The following is a 17,578-nucleotide window of genomic DNA, read 5'->3' as shown; positions in this document are numbered from 1 at the left end:
AAATCGCGTCATCGTTCATCGCCGGCAAGCCGCCTCCCACGGTCCGGTGTTTGCTGCGCGACAGCGCTACGTCGAAGACGTGGTGGCGCCTCCCACATTTGGCTCCGTATCACGGCGGCACTGATTTACAAATACTTCAACCAAGTGATATCCCGACGACGCGCCTTGAGTGATGCGAACCAGCGCACGGCCGGGAACAGCACCACTGCCAGCACGATCGACGTCAGCCAGACGCCCCACATGTGATCGAAGCCGAAGTAGCTGCCCTGATTCTTGCCCCAGATCGCCAGTGCAATCAGGTACAGGATCTTCAGCACGTACAGGTGAAGCAGGTAGAAGAACATCGGTGCAGAACCCAGCACCACGAGCGGGCGCAGCCAGCCCTTTTCCTGACAGTGCTCGAAAGCGATCAGAATCAGCATGCCGATGCCCAGCGTCAGGCTGATGAAAAGCAACGACGGCGGGTATTTGGTGATGTTCAGAAAGCTCATCACGCTCTGCAGTTCGGTCTCGCCCACGCTCCACGGCTTTTCACCGTAGCCGTTGATCAGGCGCAGCACCAGGAAGCCCTGCAGCGCACCCAGACCGCACATCCACAGTTTGGTGCGGCGTGACGCCGCGTCGTACCCCGCAGAGAACCACGGCCCTGCAGCGTAACCCAGCGCGATGATGCCGATCCACGGCAGCAGCGGGTACGAGGTGCGCAAGCGCAGATTATCCGAGACGTCGATCCAGCCACGGTCATGCAGGATGGCCCAGGGAATGTGCATCGCCGACTCGACGCCGAAGTGCAGCGAATCCAGCAGGTTATGACCGGCAATGATCACCACGCCAATCACCACCAGCGCCCAGCGCGGCAGGTAGACCATCGCCGACAGCGCCACCATGCTCAGGCCGATGGCCCAGATCACCTGCAGGTAGATCACGGTCGGCGGGAACTGGAAGGTCCAGGCAAAGCTCACCAGCGTGAACTCGAGGGCGATCAGGAACAGGCCGCGTTTGAGCAGGAATGCCGAAACGTCGGCACGGCCGCTGTATTTCTCGCCATACAGGTAAGCCGAAAGCCCGGTCAGCAGGACAAACAACGGCGCACACAGATGGGCCAGCAGGCGGCTGAAAAACAGCTCGGGCTCGGTGCTTGCCACCTCCATCGGGTCCAGCACCTGACGGTGCAGAAAGAAGGTTTCCCGCACGTGGTCCAGCAGCATGAAAAGAATGATCAGCCCGCGAAGAGCATCGATGGAACGCAGCCGGGAAGCCGGTGCACGGGAGGGATGAACAGCTGTCGTCATGAAGGGTCAAGGTCCGTGGTTGGGTGGGCAGTGTCGATTGTCCTGGCTGTTGCAGGCTTCCCGATCCAGAACGGGAAGCCCCTCGACCCTGTTTAAAACTCGTTCTGCAGCGCCTTGTAGCCGCGCACCAGATCGATATTGGTGTGCGCCACGTCTTCGGAAAACTCCGAAGCCGAGATGCTCACTGGCGGGTATTGCGAAAGGTCGGTATTAGGCCCGATCCGGGTGGTGGACGGCACGTAAAAGTTTTCCGGCAAATCGCGGCCGTCGACCACCGAGTTGTGGCGCACCACGCTGCCGTTGCCGACCTGACAGTTGAACAGCACGCTGTTGAAGCCGATAAACACCCGGTCACCGACCTGACACGGCCCGTGCACGATGGAGCGGTGGGCAATCGAGGTGAACTCGCCGATGGTCACTGCCGCGCCGGATTTGGAGTGGATCACCACGCCGTCCTGAATGTTGGAGTTGGCGCCGATCACGATGGGTTCCATGTCGCCTGTGGCATCGACTTCATCGGCGCGGATCACTGCATAGGGTCCGACGAAGACGTTGTCCTTGATGATGACCTTGCCGCAGATGATCGCGGTCTTGTCGATGTAGGCGGATTCGGCAATCACCGGCAGATGGCCGGACGGGTTTTTACGGATCACGGTGGCAAACCTCAGGTCAGGTAATTGGACGTTTGTGCAGCAGCATCGTGTGGGTGAAGGCTTTCGAAATGGCGCACGCTGACGCTGGAAGCGGCGTACAGGCCTTCAAGCGCCTGCTGGATCTTGCGCGCAGCGTCTTCGACGTACATCAGGTTCTGGCCGTTGAGCCGCGCGAATGCCTGCTCGTCGGCGCGCTTGACGGCCGTCTGGACTGGCGTCCCGAGGGCACGCTCGGTGGTGTCGATCAGCGCCATCAAACCAAGCTCGGTAGCGTGTTCCGGGATACGTACCTGAACCGTCGCTACGCTGCGCTGGCTGTGCGGCGTGGCGACCGAGCCGTTGGCGCGCAACCAGTTCGCGACCTGCATGGTGTCGACAAAGGTCTGGCGGTCGAAATGAGCGATGAACGCGCTTTCCAGCAACTGCCGCGACAGCGCCGCCGAGCACGGGCAGGTAGACGAATAGGTAATGCCCGCCGACAGATCCAGGCACAGGCGCCCCGCTTCCCAGATGCCTTCAAGGGTAACCGGATAGGATTTCCAGCCGCTGAGCCCTTCGGTGACCAGCGCAGGTCGGCGACACAGCAGGTTGAAATTCAGCCTGATGCGCGAGCGGGTGGAACGGCAACTGGCGTGGCTTTCCACCATGGCTTCGAGCAGGTCCGACAAGGACGCGACGTTGAGCTCACGCTCTTCGGCAAAGCGGTCGAGCAGGCGATACAGCCGCGACATGTGAATGCCTTTGACACTCGGGTCGGCCAGGTCAACGTGTAGGTCCACAAAGGCATGCACCGAATGGCTGACACCCTCTTCGCTCAAACGTATCGGCACTTCGATGGCTTGCATGCCGACCCAGTCGAGAGCGATCAGGGCCGAAGACGCTTCCGTCAGGGCAACATCAGGGAGAGAGTTGTTCATGTGAGTCGGTCGTCTCGTTGGCTGGCCTCGCCTGGAACGCGATGCCTGATGTCATGGGCCATCCATCAGCCCGCACAGATTCGTTACACTATAACATCATCAATACCAACAGCATCAACCGAACACGCGGTCCGCCCTGACCGCAACGGAAACACTCGCCGGAAAATCCGGCGACAGGTTTCAGGTCTTCATCAATTCCTCGATCAGAAAGTCCCGGAATGCCGACACGGCAGCAGGCAGGTTGCGCCCTGCCATGCTTTGCAGTTCGATGCGCCGCGCCTTCATGCCCTCGTCGCTGATCGGCAGGGAAACGAGCTGTTTTTCCTGCACGCGCTTGTCCAGGGTCATCTCGCTGGACAGACTGATGCCGCCCTCCTCACTCACAAAGCGCAGCAGCGCGCCGATGTAGTTGCTGGTCAGCACCGGATCGAACATCAGGCCCTGCACGCCGCAGCAGATGTCGAACAATTGTCGCAGCGTGGTATCGGTGTTGGTCAGGGCAATGGCGTAGGGCTGCAGCTCGGCCAGCGCCACTTCCTTGCGTGACGCCAGCGGATGGTTGGGGCTGACCACCGCACAGATCGCGCCGCTGTGCACGTGCTCGACCTTGATTTCATTCTGCGGCGTGAGACTGAACGTCAGGCACAGGTCCGCATCGCCCGAGCGCACCCGCTCGGTAGCCTGCGCGGGTGCGCAGACTTCCATGGAAAAGTGGATGCCTTCATAGATTTGCCGGAAACGGGCGATGCACTGGGGCAGAAAATCGAGGGCAAACCCTTCGGAACAGGCCAGCCGCACATGCCCCCGCTGCAATCCCTGCAGCTCGGTAATTTCCAGCACCACCTGCTCGGCTTCCAGCTGCGATTTGCGCGCGTAGGCCGCCAGCCGGGTACCCGCCTCGCTGAGCACCATCCCTCGCGCCTGACGCTCGAACAGCACGGCGTCCAACTCGCGTTCCAGCTTGCTGATCTGTCGGCTGACCGCCGAGGACGCGACATTGAGCCGGGTTGAAGCCTCGCTGATCGAACCGCACCGTGCCACTTCCAGAAAGTAGCGCAGGGCCGTGGATTGAACGCCGTAGAGCTGCATCGCGACTCCTGTGTTGCCTTTTTGGCAATGAAAGGTTCGAAATATTGTACTTGTGGCATTGATACGCTTTGCCTAGAGTCGTGTCGAGGCCGTCGGCTAGACCAAAAGAAAATCATGGCCGCTCAAGACATACCCCTCTTCTCGCATTTGCGATCCCACTGCCCTTTGATCCAATCACTTTGCCTTAGGGAGACAACGGCATGGGCATCAAGGGTTTCGCTCGCAGCATTGCGCTGTTGGGCCTGTTCAGCAGCTTTTCCGCGTTCGCCGGCAAGGCCGACGACACATTGGTTTACGCCTCCGACAGCGAGCCGGAAAACATCAGCCCCTATCACAACGACTTGCGCGAAGGCGTGATCCTCGGTCGCCTGATCTGGGACAACCTGGTCTATCGCAACCCCGACAACGGTCAATACGAGCCAATGCTCGCCACCAGCTGGAAGCAGGTCGATGACACCACCATCGATTTTCAGCTGCGCGAAGGCGTGAAGTTCCACAACGGCGATCCGTTCACCGCCGACGACGTGGTGTTCACCCTCAACTACGTGGTGTCTCCCGAATCCAAAGTGGTCACCGTGCAGAACGTCGACTGGATCAAGAGCGCCGAAAAACTCGGTGACTACAGCGTCCGCCTGCACCTGAAAAAGCCCTTCCCACCTGCACTGGAATACCTGTCCAACGCGGTGCCGATGTTTCCGAAAAAGTACTTCGAGCAGGTCGGGCTTGCAGGCTTCAGCCGCAAACCTATCGGCACGGGCCCTTACAAAGTCATTGCCATCGCGACCGGCGAAGGCGTGAAGATGGACAAGAACCCTGACTACTTCAAGGACAGCCCGCAGGGCCAGCCAAAGATCAGCCACATCAACTTCCGGGTAATCGCCGACGCCGAAACACGACTCGCGGAATTGATGACCGGCGGCATCGACTGGACCTGGCGCGTTGCGCCGGATCAGGCCGAAAACCTCAAGGCCATGCCCAATCTGGTGGTCACCAGTGGCGCGACAATGCGCATCGGTTTTCTGATTCTCGATGCCCGCGGCACGTCTACGGCCGACTCGCCCATGAAGCATTTGAAGGTGCGGCAGGCGATCAACCACGCCATCAACCGCGAAGGTCTGGCCTCGCAACTGGTGGGCGGCGAAAGCAAACCTCTGCAGGTCGCCTGCTATCCGGGCCAGTTCGGCTGCGACACCACGGCGGCCACGGTCTACAACTACGACCCGGCCAAAGCCAAAGCGCTGTTGGCCGAAGCGGGTTACCCGAATGGTTTTGAGACCGAGATTTTCGCCTACCGCGACCGTGACTACGTCGAGGCGATCATCGGCAACCTGCGCGCCGTCGGCATCAACGCCAAGCTTCGCTACCTGAAATACGCCGCCCTGCGGGACCAGCAACGCGGCGGCAAGGTGCCTATGTCGTTCCAGGCATGGGGGTCGTTCTCGATCCTCGACACGTCGGCCTCGGCAGGCACCTGGTTCAAGGGCAATCCAGACGACAACATCAAGGACCCGCAAGTCCAGGGCTGGCTGCAGACCGCCGACAATGCACTGGACCCGCAGGTGCGCAAGGACAACTACCGCAAGGCGTTGCAGCGCATCAGCGAACAGGCCTACTGGGCGCCGCTGTTCAACTACTCGATGAATTACGCCTACGTCTCGGACCTGAACTTCAAGCCGTACCCGGACGAGTTGCCGCGCTTCGTGTTGTCGAGCTGGAAGTAATGCCCTGAACGGGTGACCGCCCTCCGCGCGGCTCACCCCGTCATCCCATGGATACAAGGTCACGTGCCATGTCTGGATTTCTGCTGCGCCGCCTGGGCATTGCCCTGTGCGTCGCGATTACCGTCTCGGTGATCAGCTTTTCCCTGCTGCACCTGTCCGGTGATCTGGCCACCGCCATTGGCGGTCCGGAAGCCACCAGCGAGCAGATCGAACAGATCCGCGTGCAATACGGCCTCAACAAACCGCTGGTCACCCAGTACTTCGAGTGGCTGAGTGATGTGTTGCGCCTCGATCTGGGCGATTCGTTCTTCTTTCAGGAATCGGTCTACAACCTGATCGCGTCGCGCCTGTCGATCACCCTGGGGCTGGGTGCCATGGCGTTGAGCATCGCGCTGTTGATCGCCATTCCGCTGGGTGTGCTGGCGGCGGTGAAACGCGACACCTGGATCGACCGGCTCGCGCTGAGCATCGCTGTGCTGGGTCAGGCGATGCCGAGTTTCTGGTTCGCGCTGATGCTGATCGTGGTGTTCTCGGTGACGCTCAAATGGCTGCCGGTGTCGGGCAATTCAACCTGGGCGCATTTCGTGATGCCCGCCATTGCGCTGGGCTACTACGCCACGCCCGCCATCATGCGTCTGACCCGTGCCGGGATGCTCGATGTGCTCAATTCCGATTACATCCGTACCGCACGCGCCAAGGGCCTGCGCCCCGGCACAGTGCTGTTCAAGCATGCGCTGCGCAACGCGCTGATCCCGGTAGTGGCGCTGGCCGCTGTGGAATTCGGTTTCATGCTCGGCGGCTCGGTAGTCATCGAAACCGTGTTCTCGCTGCAAGGCATCGGTCAGCTGGCCTGGGACGCAATTGCCCGTGACGACTTCCCGGTGGTGCAGGCGGTGGTGCTGTTGATTGCCGTCATCTACATCGTCCTAACCCTGCTGGCCGATGTGCTCAACGCACTGCTCGACCCGCGCATCCGCGTGAAATAGGAGGTTCCATGAGCACAACCACCGCTTCGCCGCTGGTGATCAACGATTACCAGCCGCCCGCCAGAAGTATCCTGCGCACGTTGCGCCTGAGCTTTGGCCATCGCGGCTTTGCCATCGGCGCCGTATTGCTGCTGATCATCGTACTGGGCGCGCTGTTCGCACCGTGGCTCGCGCCGTACGACCCTTACACCCAAGACGTGATGCTGCGCATGAAACCGCCGGTATGGATGGCCAACGGCACCTGGGACTACGTACTGGGCACCGACAAACTGGGGCGCGATTACCTGTCGCGCTTGCTGTACGGCGCACGCATTTCGTTGTTCATCGGGTTCTCGGCGGCGCTGATTTCCGGCGTCATCGGCACCATCATGGGCCTGCTTGCCGGTTACTTCGGCGGCAAGGTGGACGCCGTCATCAGCTATCTCATCACCACGCGCCTGGCGATGCCGGTGGTCATGATCGCGCTGGCCTCCGCTTCGTTGATCGGCGGTTCTCTGAAGGTGGTGATCATCCTCCTCGGCTGCCTGTTGTGGGACCGCTTCGCCGTGGTGGTGCGTGCTGCCGTGCAGCAGATTCGTGATGCCGAGTACGTCGCATCGGCGCAGGCCCTCGGCTGCTCGACCCTGCGCATTCTGGCCAGTGAAATCCTGCCCAATCTTGTCGGTGCGCTGATCGTGGTTGCCACGCTGGAAATGGCCCACGCCATCCTCCTGGAGTCGGCACTGTCGTTCCTCGGCGTCGGCGTGCAACCGCCGATTCCGTCCTGGGGCCTGATGATCGCCGAAGGCAAGCCGTACATGTTCTTTTCCCCATGGGTCATCGCCATTCCCGGTATCGCACTGATGGTGCTGGTACTGGGCATCAATCTGGTCGGCGATGGCCTGCGTGATCTGATCCTGCCCGACGGGCGCAACTGACAGAGGAGATTCGGACATGGCGCTGTTGCATGTTGAAAACCTGCGTGTCGACATCCCCCTGGGGCAGGACACGCTGCACGCGGTACGCGGTCTGGACTTTCAGGTCGAACGCGGGGAGATGTTATGCATCGTCGGCGAGTCGGGCTGCGGCAAATCCCTGACCTCGCTGGCGCTCATGGACCTGCTGCCTCGCAAGGCCCGGCGCACCGCGACCCGATTGAGTCTGGACGGCATCGACATGCTGGGCCAGAGCGAGCGGCAGATGTGCGACCTGCGCGGCAACCGGCTGGCGATGATCTTTCAGGAGCCTATGACCTCGCTCAACCCGGCCTACAGCATTGGCGATCAGCTCAGCGAAGTGCTGACCCGGCATCGCAAGGTGTCACGCAAGGACGCCCTGCTGCGGGCTGCGCAGATGCTGGAAAAGGTCGGCATCAGCAACGCCACGGAGCGTTTGCGCCAGTACCCGCATCAGCTGTCTGGCGGTCTGCGTCAGCGGGTGATCATCGCCATGGCGCTGATGTGCGAGCCGGATGTGATCATCGCCGACGAACCCACCACGGCGCTGGACGTGACTATTCAGGCGCAGATCCTGCGGCTGATCCGCGACCTCCAGAAAGAACTGGGCCTGGCGGTGATCTTCATCACCCACGACCTGGGACTGGTGGCACGCATCGCCGACCGCGTGGCGGTGATGTACGCCGGGCAGATCGTCGAGACCGCGCCAGCCGTCGAGCTGTTCGAAAACCCGCAGCATCCTTACACGCGTGGCTTGCTGGCGAGCATTCCGATTCCGGGGCGTACTCAACCGGGTCAGCCTTTGGGCTCGATTCCGGGTCTGGTGCCCAGCCTCGTTGGCGAGCAGCATGGTTGTGCGTTTCGCAACCGCTGCCCGCAGGCGATTCCAGCCTGCGCCGACGACGTTCCGGCCATCAACGGCCCCGACCACATGACCCGCTGCCTGTTTGCGGCACCGGGCGCGGAACCGGTGTTTCATCGCGAGGGCGCACGGTCATGAATCAGGCACTGAAAACCGGCGTAAAAAAAGACATCGCCCTGGAGCTGTGCGACATCCGGCGCGAGTTCACCATCAGCCGGGGCTTCTTCAAACCGACCGCCACATTGAAAGCCGTCGATGGCGTATCGCTGCGCCTGATGCGCGGTGAAACCCTGGGGCTGGTCGGCGAATCAGGCTGCGGCAAAAGTACCCTGGCCAAGATGCTGCTGGGTCTGCTGGCGCCCAGCAGCGGCGACGTGCTGGTCAATGGCAAGCATCTGGCGGGCACCGATCGCAAGGAAATGGCGCGGCGCATTCAGCCGATCTTTCAGGACCCCTACTCCTCACTTAATCCACGCAAAACCCTGCGCGAAATCGTCACCCTGCCGCTGATCGTGCACGACATCGGCAGCCACGCAGAACGCCGCAAACGCACCGAAGACATGATGGACGTGGTCGGCCTGCCCAAGCGGGTGATCGACAGTTACCCCAGCCAGTTATCCGGCGGCCAGCGCCAGCGTGTGGCGATTGCGCGGGCGCTGGTGATGCGCCCCGATGTGCTGATCTGCGACGAACCCACCTCGGCGCTGGACGTGTCGGTTCAGGCGCAGATTCTCAATCTGTTGCAGGACCTCAAGCAGGAGTTCGGCCTGACCTACCTGCTGATCAGTCACAACCTGGCGGTCATCGAACATCTGGCCGACCGAGTGGCCGTGATGTACCTGGGCAAGATCGTCGAGGAGCGCACCCGCGAATCGCTGTTTGCCCGGCCCGGTCATCCCTACACCCAGGCGCTGCTGGACTCGGTACTCACACCCGATCCGCATCTGGGCATTCCCGAACTGGGCCTGCAGGGCGCCTTTCCCAACCCCATGTCGCCGCCGTCGGGCTGTGCGTTTCATCCACGCTGCCCAAACTGCATGACGGTTTGCAAGAACCAGTACCCCGCCACCGACACGCTGGAAGGCGGAACCGTCCGTTGTCATTTGCGTGACACCCCGAAAACCCTGGAGCTGATTCCCTCATGACTAGCCGTTCGCACGCCATCGACAACGTCACCGAACAGTTCGACAACGGCGCGTTCTTCGCCCTGCTCGGCGAAAGCGTCGCGTACCCGACGCAGAGTCAGGAGCCGGAAAGCCTGTCCGAGTTGTACCGCTACCTCACCGACTTCATCACGCCGCAGGTCGAGCGGCTGGGCTTCACGGCCAGCCTTCACGACAACCCGGTGGCCGGGCGCGGCCCGCTGATGATTGCCACGCGGATCGAAGATCCGTCCCTGCCGACCCTGCTCAGCTACGGGCATGGCGACGTGGTGCGCGGCTACGATGCGCAATGGCAGCCGGGCCTTTCGCCCTGGCAGGTAGTCGAGCGCGGCGAGCGCTGGTATGGCCGGGGCACAGCGGACAACAAGGGCCAGCACCTGATCAACCTGACGGCACTTGAGCAAACGCTCAAGGCGCGGGGCGGCAAGCTGGGTTTCAACGTCAAGCTACTGCTGGAAATGGGCGAAGAAGACGGATCACCGGGGTTGAGCCTGTTTTGCCAGCAGCACGCAGAAGACCTGGCCGCCGACATTTTCATCGCCTCCGACGGACCGCGTCTGGCGGCGGCGCGCCCTACGCTGTTTCTCGGTTCACGTGGTGTTTTCAACTTCGAACTGAGCGTGCATTTGCGCGAAGGCGCGCATCATTCCGGCAATTGGGGCGGTCTGTTGGCCAACCCCGGCATCATTCTGGCCAACGCCATTGCCAGCCTTGTGGACGAGCATGGTCGGGTCAAAGTTGCAGGGCTGATGCCGATGGCCATTCCCGAGGCGGTGCGCACGGCTCTGGCCGATATAGAAGTGGGCGGCGGGCCCGGCGATCCGGTCATCGATCCGCACTGGGGCGAGCCGGATCTTTCATTGAGCGAGAAAGTCTTCGGCTGGAACACGCTGGACGTTCTGGCCTTCAAGACCGGCAATCCTGATGCTCCGGTCCACGCCATTCCCGGCAAGGCCCATGCGCTGTGTCACATACGCTTCGTGGTTGACAGCGATTACACGACGTTCATTCCGGCCGTGCGGGCGCACCTGGATGCGCACGGTTTCACTCAGGTGGAGGTGAAGCAGACGCGCATGGACGTCATGCATGCCACGCGCCTGTCACCGGACAGCCCGTGGGTCGGCTGGGCGCTGGAGTCACTGAGCAGAACCACCGGCAAGAAACCTGCGCTGCTGCCCAATCTGGGCGGTTCACTGCCCAATGACGTGTTTGCCGAGGTGCTCGGTTTACCGACGGTCTGGGTGCCCCATTCCTACCCGGCCTGCTCACAGCATGCACCCGATGAACATCTGCTGGCCCCGGTGGTGAAAGAAAGCCTGCAGATCATGGCCGGTCTATTCTGGGACCTGGGCAATGACGGCGCTCGTCTGGCCCGAGAACATCAGGCACAGGAAACAGGCCAATGAATCAGGCACAACTGAACGCAACACAATGGCTGTCCGGGCAATTCGACGCCATGGAGGCATTACTGCAACAACTGGTCGACATCGACTCCAACAGCTACGACAAGGCCGGTGTCGATGCTGTCGGCGACCTGCTTGCGGCGCAGCTGCAGGCCGACGGGATAGGCGTAGAGCGCATTGCAGTCGAGGGCTTTGGCGATGTGTTGCTGGCTGAACTGCCCGGTGGACCGGGCAAGCCGGTCCTGTTGTTGGGTCATCGCGACACGGTATTCCCCAAGGGCACCACCACGACCCGTGGTTACACGCGGGACGAGAAGCTGGCGTACGGGCCTGGCGTTGCCGACATGAAAGGCGGTCTGGTGCTGAACTGTTTCGCACTCAAGGCACTCAAGCGCGCCGGTCCGCTGCCGTTTCCGGTGCAGATTCTGTATACCGGCGACGAAGAGATCGGCTCAGGCAGTGCACGCGTGCACATCGAACGACACGCCAGAGCCGCCCGCGCCGTGCTCAATCCCGAGCCGGGCCGGGCCAGCGGCAATGTGGTCAGCGCCCGCAAAGGCGGCGCGACGCTGGTCATCGAAGTCAGCGGCCGGGCTGCGCACTCCGGCGTCAACCATGCCGACGGTGCCAGCGCCATTGAAGCGCTGGCGCACAAGGTGATCAAGCTGCATGCGCTGACCGACTACGCGGCGGGTATCACCACCAACGTCGGGTTGATGTCGGGCGGAACCTCCAGCAATACCGTGGCGCCGACCGCCACAGCCAGACTCGACGTGCGCTTTATCGAACTGCGTCAGTGGGACGACATACTCACGGCCATTCACGCCATCGTCGACGCAGAGGAACTGCCCGGCACCTCGGCCAGACTGCTGGAAGCCACGACCTTCCTGCCGATGGAAGCGCAGCACAGCACCGACCTGTTGCAGCGCTACCAGAGCGTCGCGGCGGAACTGGGCTTCAGCGTGGAAGGCGAATTCACCGGCGGCTGCGCCGACTCGGGCTTCACCGCAAGCCTGGGCATCCCTACCCTGTGCGGACTGGGTCCGGTGGGCGGCAAGGTGCATACAGACCGCGAATATCTGGAGCTCGACACCCTCGTGCCACGCGGTCAGGCGCTGGTAGCGACCATCGTGGGGTTGGCGGAATGATCGGGCGATTGTTCCCTCGCTCTGCGCTCATCGTTATGCACAAGACCGCCTCGACACTGATCGTGCCCATCGCTCCGAGTGGGCATGCATCCCGTGACGCTCCGCGTCACAAATGGCACAGATTGCGGATTAAGTGAGCCGGGCGCATGACGTGGATAACGCTGGAGCTTGGGCACGCATCTGCGTCACATTCCAGAGCGGACGCGGAGCGTCCTGAGAGGCGTTATGTTTGCCGAAAGGCTTGCGCGCCCACTCTGAGCGCGAGGGTAGAAACGATCAGTGTCATCTCTGGGCTGGCCCTATTATTTGAGGAAACCACATGCCTTTTTCATCCGACCTGCTGGAAAAATCTGCCACCGAATTGCGCACGCTTATAGGCAATCGACAGCTGTCGCCCGTCGAGCTGCTGAACGCCAGCATCGAACGCATTGAGACCCTAAACCCAAAGATCAACGCCTTCGCCGCGACCTGTTTCGAGCGGGCGCGGGAGGAAGCGGTGCAGGCCGAACAGGCCGTGATGCAAGGCAAGCGGCTGGGTTTGCTGCATGGTCTGCCGATCGGCATCAAGGACCTGGAAGAAACCGCAGGCGTCCTTACCACGTACGGCTCGCAACTGTTTCGCGACAATATTCCGCGTCAGGACAACCTGCTGGTGACGCGTCTGCGCAGCGCCGGGGCGATCATGATCGGCAAGACCAACGTCCCGGAACTGGGCGCAGGTGCCAACACCCGCAACGTGGTGTGGGGCGCAACCGGCAATCCTTTCAATCCCGACCTGAATGCAGGCGGCTCGTCCGGGGGTTCCGCCGCAGCGCTGGCCGTGGACATGGTGCCGTTGTGCAGCGGCTCGGACACCGGCGGTTCGTTGCGCATCCCCGCGGCGCTGTGTGGCATCGTCGGCCTGCGCCCCTCCCCCGGACTGGTGCCCAGCGAGCGCAAAAAGCTTGGCTGGACACCGCTCTCGGTAGTCGGGCCGATGGGACGCAACGTCGCCGATACGCTGCTGCAGCTGCGTGCCAGCGCCGGTCTGGCGCACTCCGACCCACTGAGCTATGCAGTGGCAGACAACGAGTTTGCGCCGCGCACTATCGACCTCAGCCAGTTGCGCGTCGGCTACAGCGAAGACTTCGGCACCTGCGCGGTGGACGAGCAGATTCGCGCAGTGTTCCGGGAAAAGATCGGCGCCCTGAAATCGCTGTTCAAATCCTGCGAGCCCATCGACCTGAACCTCGGCACTGCGCATCGCACCTTTGACGTCCTGCGCGCCGAGGCCTTCGTTGCCGGTTTGCAGGACGCCCACGACAAGGATCCCGACGCACTCGGCCCCAACACTCGCGCCAATTTCGACATGGGCGCGGCCATGTCGCTGCAGGATTGCGTAAAAGCGCATGCCGAGCAGAGTCGTCTGTTCCGCAGCTTTCAAAAGCAGTTCGAGCGTTACGACCTGATCCTTGCGCCGACCACGCCGGTGTCGCCGTTCCCGTGGAGCGAGCTGTACCTGCGTGAGGTCAACGGCGTGCAACTGGATAATTATTACCGCTGGTTGGCGCTCTGCTACACCATCACCCTGACCACCAATCCGGCACTGTCGCTGCCCTGCGGCACCGATCACAACGGCATGCCGTTCGGCCTGCAACTGATTGGCGGCTTCCGGGGCGATGCCGCACTGATGGCCTGCGCTCATGCACTGGAACAGGCCACCTCGGCAGATTCACGTGTGTGTCGCCCGCGTCCCGATCTGCAGAAACTGCTGGCATCGGCTGTCGATCTGAAACACATCGTGACCCATCCGCCGATCTACGAAGGCTCGCAGACGGTCAGGCCGGATATAGGGGCGATGTGATAGCCATTTGATGCGCAGCGGTGCATAGGTAAAGTTGCAACGCTGGTTCATACTGCGCGGCCATGTTCTCAAGGAGCCAGAGCCCGTGGCCGTTCTGCAAGCCATTCTGCCCGTTTTTCTACTGATCGTTCTCGGCTATGTGCTGGGCAAACGCAAGACTCTGACTGTCGAGAGCACCAAGGCCTTGAGCGTGCTGGCCTTCAAACTGTTTCTACCGATGGTGCTGTTCACCGGGATGGTCAAGGCACCGCTGCACGACGGCCTCGATCTGCAGGTGCTGGCGGCGTACTTCGTGCCTGCCCTGATCGTGTTTGTCTTGATCAATCTGGTCATGCACCGGTCTGGCAGCACCTCGACGCCCTTCGGCCTGACCGCCAGCTTCTCCAACAACATCCTGATCGGCATTCCGCTGGTGGTCGGTGTGTTCGGTGATCAAGGGCTGGTGTTGCTGTTCACGGTCATCGCGGTGCACAGCCTGACCCTGTTCACCTTCCAGAGCCTGTACGACAGCCTGGCCGGTGATCAACCATTCAACACCCGCTCGCTGTTCGCCAGCCTGGCCAACCCGTTGATCATCGGGCTGTTGCTGGGGATCGTGGTCAACCTGTCGGGCCTTGCGCTGCCCGAATGGGCCGATCATCTGACCACCTGGCTCGCCCAGGCTGCCCTGCCCTGCGCCTTGATCGTGCTGGGCTCCAACCTTTCCAGTTTCAAACTGACACCCAGCCCGCAGGCGCTGGGCATTACCGTCGGCAAGCTGTTCCTGATGCCGCTGCTGGTATTACTGGCGTGCATGCTGCTGGGTATCGAGGGGTTGTCGCGAGGCGTGCTGGTGCTGATGGCCGCAGGCCCTGCCGGGGTCAACGTGCTGGGCTTTGCCCGCAGCGTGCCGCATGTGCAGAAAACCAGTTCGGCGATCTGCCTGACCACAGTGCTGTCGGCCGCGACGCTGCCCTTGTGGATGTGGCTGGTGAGCTTGATCGGATAAGACCCGAGAGGCAGCCAATGCCTCTCGGGCCTGCCACACGTTACTGGGGCAACGCGTAGGCAATCACGTAATCGCCACGATCAGGCGATTGGCGGGCACCGCCGGCGGTGAGCAGAATGTACTGCCGGCCGGTCTTGGGTGACACGTAGGTCATAGGACCCGACTGGCTGCCCACTGGCAGACGGGCCTTCCAGATTTCGTTGCCGTTGCCGCTGTCGAAGGCGCGCAGGTAGAAATCCTGAGTACCCGCGAAGAACAGCAGACCCGACTGAGTGGACAACGAAGCGCCCAGGGTCGGCATGCCGATCGGAATCGGCAGACCCATGCGGATGCCCATCGGTCCGGTGTCCTTGACCGTGCCGACCGGCACCTGCCAGACCAGCTTTTTGGTCTTCAGGTCAATGGCCGACAGGGTGCCGAACGGCGGCGCCTGACACGGAATACCGACCGCCGACAGGAAGCGCTGACGCATGGCGCCAAACGGCGTGCCGGTCTGCGGCACAACGCCCATCTCGATGCCGCTGGCACCGGCAGCGATCTTGTCACGCGGGATCATGTAGTTGGCCAGACCCAGGCGCATGTCGTTGACGAACATGTAGCTGTTGGTCGGATCGACCGACACGCTGCCCCAGTTCATCCCGCCCAGCGAGCCCGGGAATTGCAGCGCGTGGTCCATGCCCGGCGGCGTGTAGACGCCTTCATGTCGCATGCCTTTGAAGGCAATCCGGCACATCAACTGGTCAAACGCCGTGGCGCCCCACATGTCGGACTCTTTCAGGGTCTGGTTGCCAATCGATGGCATGTCCACCGAGAACGGCTGGGTCGGCGAATAACGCTCACCCGGCACGCTGCCCTGCGGCACCGGACGCTCTTCGACACGGGAAATCGGCACGCCGGTTTCGCGGTTCAGCAGAAAGATCTCGCCCTGCTTGGTGACCTGCGCCAGCGCAGGCTGAGTGCCGCCCTTGCCGTCCGGGATGTCGTACAGCAGCGGCTGGGCCGGAATATCGAAGTCCCACAGATCATGGTGAGTCATCTGGAAATGCCAGCGCACCTGACCGGTCTTGACGTCTACAGCAACGACCGAGGACGACCACTTGTCATCCGCTTCGGTGCGCGTGCCACCGAAGAAGTCCGGCGTGGCGTTGCCGGTCGGCAGGTAGATCAGGCCCAGTTTTTCGTCGTAGGACATGGCTGACCAGACGTTTGGTGTGCCACGCGTGTAGGTCTCGCCTGCTGGCGGACGTTTGGTGGTATCGGGGTTGCCAGGATCCCAGGCCCATACCAGCTCACCGCTGTGCACATCGAAAGCGCGCACCACGCCGGGCGGTTCGCCCGTGGAGAAGTTGTCGGCGACACGACCGCCCACTACGACAACGTTGCCAGCGACCAGAGGTGTCGAGGTTTGCTGGTAATAGCCTTCCTTGACTTCACCCATATCGGTCTTCAGGTCAACCACACCCTGGGTGCCGAAGTCTGTGCAGGCCTCGCCGGTTCTGGCATCCAGCGCGATCAGGCGTGCATCGCCAGTCGGCAGGAAAATACGGCTGGCGCAGGCGGCAGGCTGAGCGCTCGCCTCGGCGGCAGGCGTTTTGAAGTAACCCAGACCACGGCAGCGCTGCCAGTTGGGCGCACTGCCCTTGGGGTCGAACTTCCAGCGCTGCTCACCGGTATCGGCATCCAACGCGAAAACCTTGCCGTAGGCGGTACAGGTGTAGACCGTGTCGCCGATCTGCAACGGCGTGTTCTGGTCTTCGGCACCTGCGCCGGTGCTCTGCGGAATATCGCCGGTGTGGAACGTCCAGGCGACCTGCAGCTTGTCGATGTTGCCTTTGTTGATCTGATCCAGCGCCGCGAAACGGTTGCCCGCCGGGGTGTTGCCCCAGTGCGCCCAGTCCTTCTGCTCGCTGCCCGGAGCGACCGGCACAACGTCCGGCACGCTGCTGGCGCTGACCACGTGAGTCGGCACGAACATGTAGCCGATGGTCGCCACGACGCCAATGGCCAGCACGCCTGCCAGACCATAGGCACCACGCCCTGCCTGAGCGCCGGAAGCGCGGACCAGAGTCGGGTAGATCAGCGCAACCACCAGACCGATCACGGCGAACGTCAGCACGCGTGAAACCAGCGGCCAGTAATGCAGCCCGGCATCCCAGACTGCCCAGATCGCAGTCAGAATCAGCGCCACGCCATAGATCAGCGCGCCTTTGGGTTTTCGCTTCGCAATCAACGCGCCGCTGATCAGCATCGCCAGGCCCATGAGCAGGAAGAACCAGCTCCCGCCCAACGCCACCAGATAACCGCCCCCGCCCGCCAGGCCAAGCCCGATCAATGCGATAAGCGCCCCCAATACGAGCAGCCCCACCCTGCTCCCCGCCCCTGTGTCTTGTTTACCAGTCATGTGTCGAACCTGTCGGATTTTTACAGCCGCGCAGAATGTACTAACCAGTTCATAATGACAAATTGTCGCAGGCTGTTTCGGCTTCAAAACCCGATTCTGAGCACATCAAAATTTGCCTGCACGCTTGGAACGGCGCGACATTGCTGTTGTGGGCGATCAGCGAACGGAATCGGACAG

The 17,578-nt window shown here is 62.0% G+C and carries 14 protein-coding genes; 9 read left to right on the top strand and 5 right to left on the bottom strand.

The window, feature by feature from the left end; all coding sequences use genetic code 11:
- Nucleotides 1-125 precede the first annotated feature (125 nt).
- The 4 genes from AO065_RS15410 to AO065_RS15395 all read right to left on the bottom strand — a co-directional run bounded on the left by AO065_RS15410 (nt 126) and on the right by AO065_RS15395 (nt 3,951).
- Complete coding sequence (locus AO065_RS15410) at nt 126-1,292, bottom strand: acetyltransferase domain-containing protein (RefSeq protein WP_004885234.1); 1,167 nt, start codon at nt 1,290-1,292, stop codon at nt 126-128.
- 92 nt (nt 1,293-1,384) lie between these two features.
- Complete coding sequence (locus AO065_RS15405) at nt 1,385-1,945, bottom strand: gamma carbonic anhydrase family protein (RefSeq protein ID WP_004885233.1); 561 nt, start codon at nt 1,943-1,945, stop codon at nt 1,385-1,387.
- An 11-nt stretch (nt 1,946-1,956) separates the two neighbouring features.
- A complete protein-coding gene (folE2, locus tag AO065_RS15400) occupies nt 1,957-2,862 on the bottom strand; it encodes a GTP cyclohydrolase FolE2 (RefSeq protein ID WP_004885232.1) in 906 nt (301 codons plus the stop codon).
- A gap of 180 nt (nt 2,863-3,042) precedes the next feature.
- Nucleotides 3,043-3,951: a LysR substrate-binding domain-containing protein gene (locus AO065_RS15395; RefSeq protein WP_004885231.1), complete on the bottom strand. Its 909-nt coding sequence runs from the start codon at nt 3,949-3,951 to the stop codon at nt 3,043-3,045.
- A 200-nt stretch (nt 3,952-4,151) separates the two neighbouring features.
- On the opposite strand from AO065_RS15395, the gene AO065_RS15390 reads away from it, so the two are divergent.
- From AO065_RS15390 to AO065_RS15350, 9 genes are all read left to right on the top strand, one after another.
- Complete coding sequence (locus AO065_RS15390) at nt 4,152-5,672, top strand: ABC transporter substrate-binding protein (RefSeq protein WP_004885230.1); 1,521 nt, start codon at nt 4,152-4,154, stop codon at nt 5,670-5,672.
- 68 nt (nt 5,673-5,740) lie between these two features.
- Nucleotides 5,741-6,658 (top strand): ABC transporter permease, encoded by a 918-nt coding sequence (locus AO065_RS15385; RefSeq protein ID WP_004885229.1) that lies wholly within the window; start codon nt 5,741-5,743, stop codon nt 6,656-6,658.
- An 8-nt stretch (nt 6,659-6,666) separates the two neighbouring features.
- Nucleotides 6,667-7,575, top strand: coding sequence for an ABC transporter permease (locus tag AO065_RS15380; protein ID WP_004885228.1), 909 nt, complete (start codon nt 6,667-6,669; stop codon nt 7,573-7,575).
- Nucleotides 7,576-7,591: 16 nt separating this feature from the next.
- Nucleotides 7,592-8,593, top strand: coding sequence for an ABC transporter ATP-binding protein (locus AO065_RS15375; protein ID WP_004885227.1), 1,002 nt, complete (start codon nt 7,592-7,594; stop codon nt 8,591-8,593).
- A complete protein-coding gene (locus AO065_RS15370) occupies nt 8,590-9,600 on the top strand; it encodes an ABC transporter ATP-binding protein (protein ID WP_004885226.1) in 1,011 nt (336 codons plus the stop codon). Before AO065_RS15375 ends, AO065_RS15370 begins: the two co-directional genes overlap by 4 nt.
- Nucleotides 9,597-11,024 (top strand): M20 family metallopeptidase, encoded by a 1,428-nt coding sequence (locus tag AO065_RS15365; protein WP_004885225.1) that lies wholly within the window; start codon nt 9,597-9,599, stop codon nt 11,022-11,024. The genes AO065_RS15370 and AO065_RS15365 overlap by 4 nt, the downstream gene beginning before the upstream one ends.
- Nucleotides 11,021-12,169: a M20 family metallopeptidase gene (locus AO065_RS15360; RefSeq protein WP_004885224.1), complete on the top strand. Its 1,149-nt coding sequence runs from the start codon at nt 11,021-11,023 to the stop codon at nt 12,167-12,169. The genes AO065_RS15365 and AO065_RS15360 overlap by 4 nt, the downstream gene beginning before the upstream one ends.
- A gap of 319 nt (nt 12,170-12,488) precedes the next feature.
- On the top strand, nt 12,489-14,012 hold the full coding sequence (locus AO065_RS15355; protein ID WP_004885223.1) for an amidase: 1,524 nt from the start codon (nt 12,489-12,491) through the stop codon (nt 14,010-14,012).
- An 85-nt stretch (nt 14,013-14,097) separates the two neighbouring features.
- The gene (locus AO065_RS15350) at nt 14,098-15,000 is read left to right on the top strand and encodes an AEC family transporter (RefSeq protein ID WP_004885222.1); all 903 of its coding nucleotides are present in this window, start codon (nt 14,098-14,100) and stop codon (nt 14,998-15,000) included.
- A 40-nt stretch (nt 15,001-15,040) separates the two neighbouring features.
- Here the strand turns inward: AO065_RS15350 and AO065_RS15345 are convergent, their stop codons facing one another.
- Nucleotides 15,041-17,401, bottom strand: coding sequence for a glucose/quinate/shikimate family membrane-bound PQQ-dependent dehydrogenase (locus AO065_RS15345; protein WP_050562193.1), 2,361 nt, complete (start codon nt 17,399-17,401; stop codon nt 15,041-15,043).
- Between the last annotated feature and the right edge of the window lie 177 nt (nt 17,402-17,578).

The organism is Pseudomonas viridiflava, assembly GCF_001642795.1.
Taxonomy (GTDB): Bacteria; Pseudomonadota; Gammaproteobacteria; order Pseudomonadales; family Pseudomonadaceae; genus Aquipseudomonas; species Aquipseudomonas viridiflava.
Note: the sequence above shows the minus strand (reverse complement) of the source record. Positions and strands in the feature narration are given on the sequence as shown.

Coding starts and splice junctions, on each gene's coding strand:
- AO065_RS15410 (WP_004885234.1), bottom strand. CDS start 1,292: ATGACGACAGCTGTTCATCCCTCCCGTGCACCGGCTTCCCGGCTGCGT.
- folE2 (WP_004885232.1), bottom strand. CDS start 2,862: ATGAACAACTCTCTCCCTGATGTTGCCCTGACGGAAGCGTCTTCGGCC.
- AO065_RS15395 (WP_004885231.1), bottom strand. CDS start 3,951: ATGCAGCTCTACGGCGTTCAATCCACGGCCCTGCGCTACTTTCTGGAA.
- AO065_RS15390 (WP_004885230.1), top strand. CDS start 4,152: ATGGGCATCAAGGGTTTCGCTCGCAGCATTGCGCTGTTGGGCCTGTTC.
- AO065_RS15385 (WP_004885229.1), top strand. CDS start 5,741: ATGTCTGGATTTCTGCTGCGCCGCCTGGGCATTGCCCTGTGCGTCGCG.
- AO065_RS15380 (WP_004885228.1), top strand. CDS start 6,667: ATGAGCACAACCACCGCTTCGCCGCTGGTGATCAACGATTACCAGCCG.
- AO065_RS15375 (WP_004885227.1), top strand. CDS start 7,592: ATGGCGCTGTTGCATGTTGAAAACCTGCGTGTCGACATCCCCCTGGGG.
- AO065_RS15370 (WP_004885226.1), top strand. CDS start 8,590: ATGAATCAGGCACTGAAAACCGGCGTAAAAAAAGACATCGCCCTGGAG.
- AO065_RS15365 (WP_004885225.1), top strand. CDS start 9,597: ATGACTAGCCGTTCGCACGCCATCGACAACGTCACCGAACAGTTCGAC.
- AO065_RS15360 (WP_004885224.1), top strand. CDS start 11,021: ATGAATCAGGCACAACTGAACGCAACACAATGGCTGTCCGGGCAATTC.
- AO065_RS15355 (WP_004885223.1), top strand. CDS start 12,489: ATGCCTTTTTCATCCGACCTGCTGGAAAAATCTGCCACCGAATTGCGC.
- AO065_RS15345 (WP_050562193.1), bottom strand. CDS start 17,401: ATGACTGGTAAACAAGACACAGGGGCGGGGAGCAGGGTGGGGCTGCTC.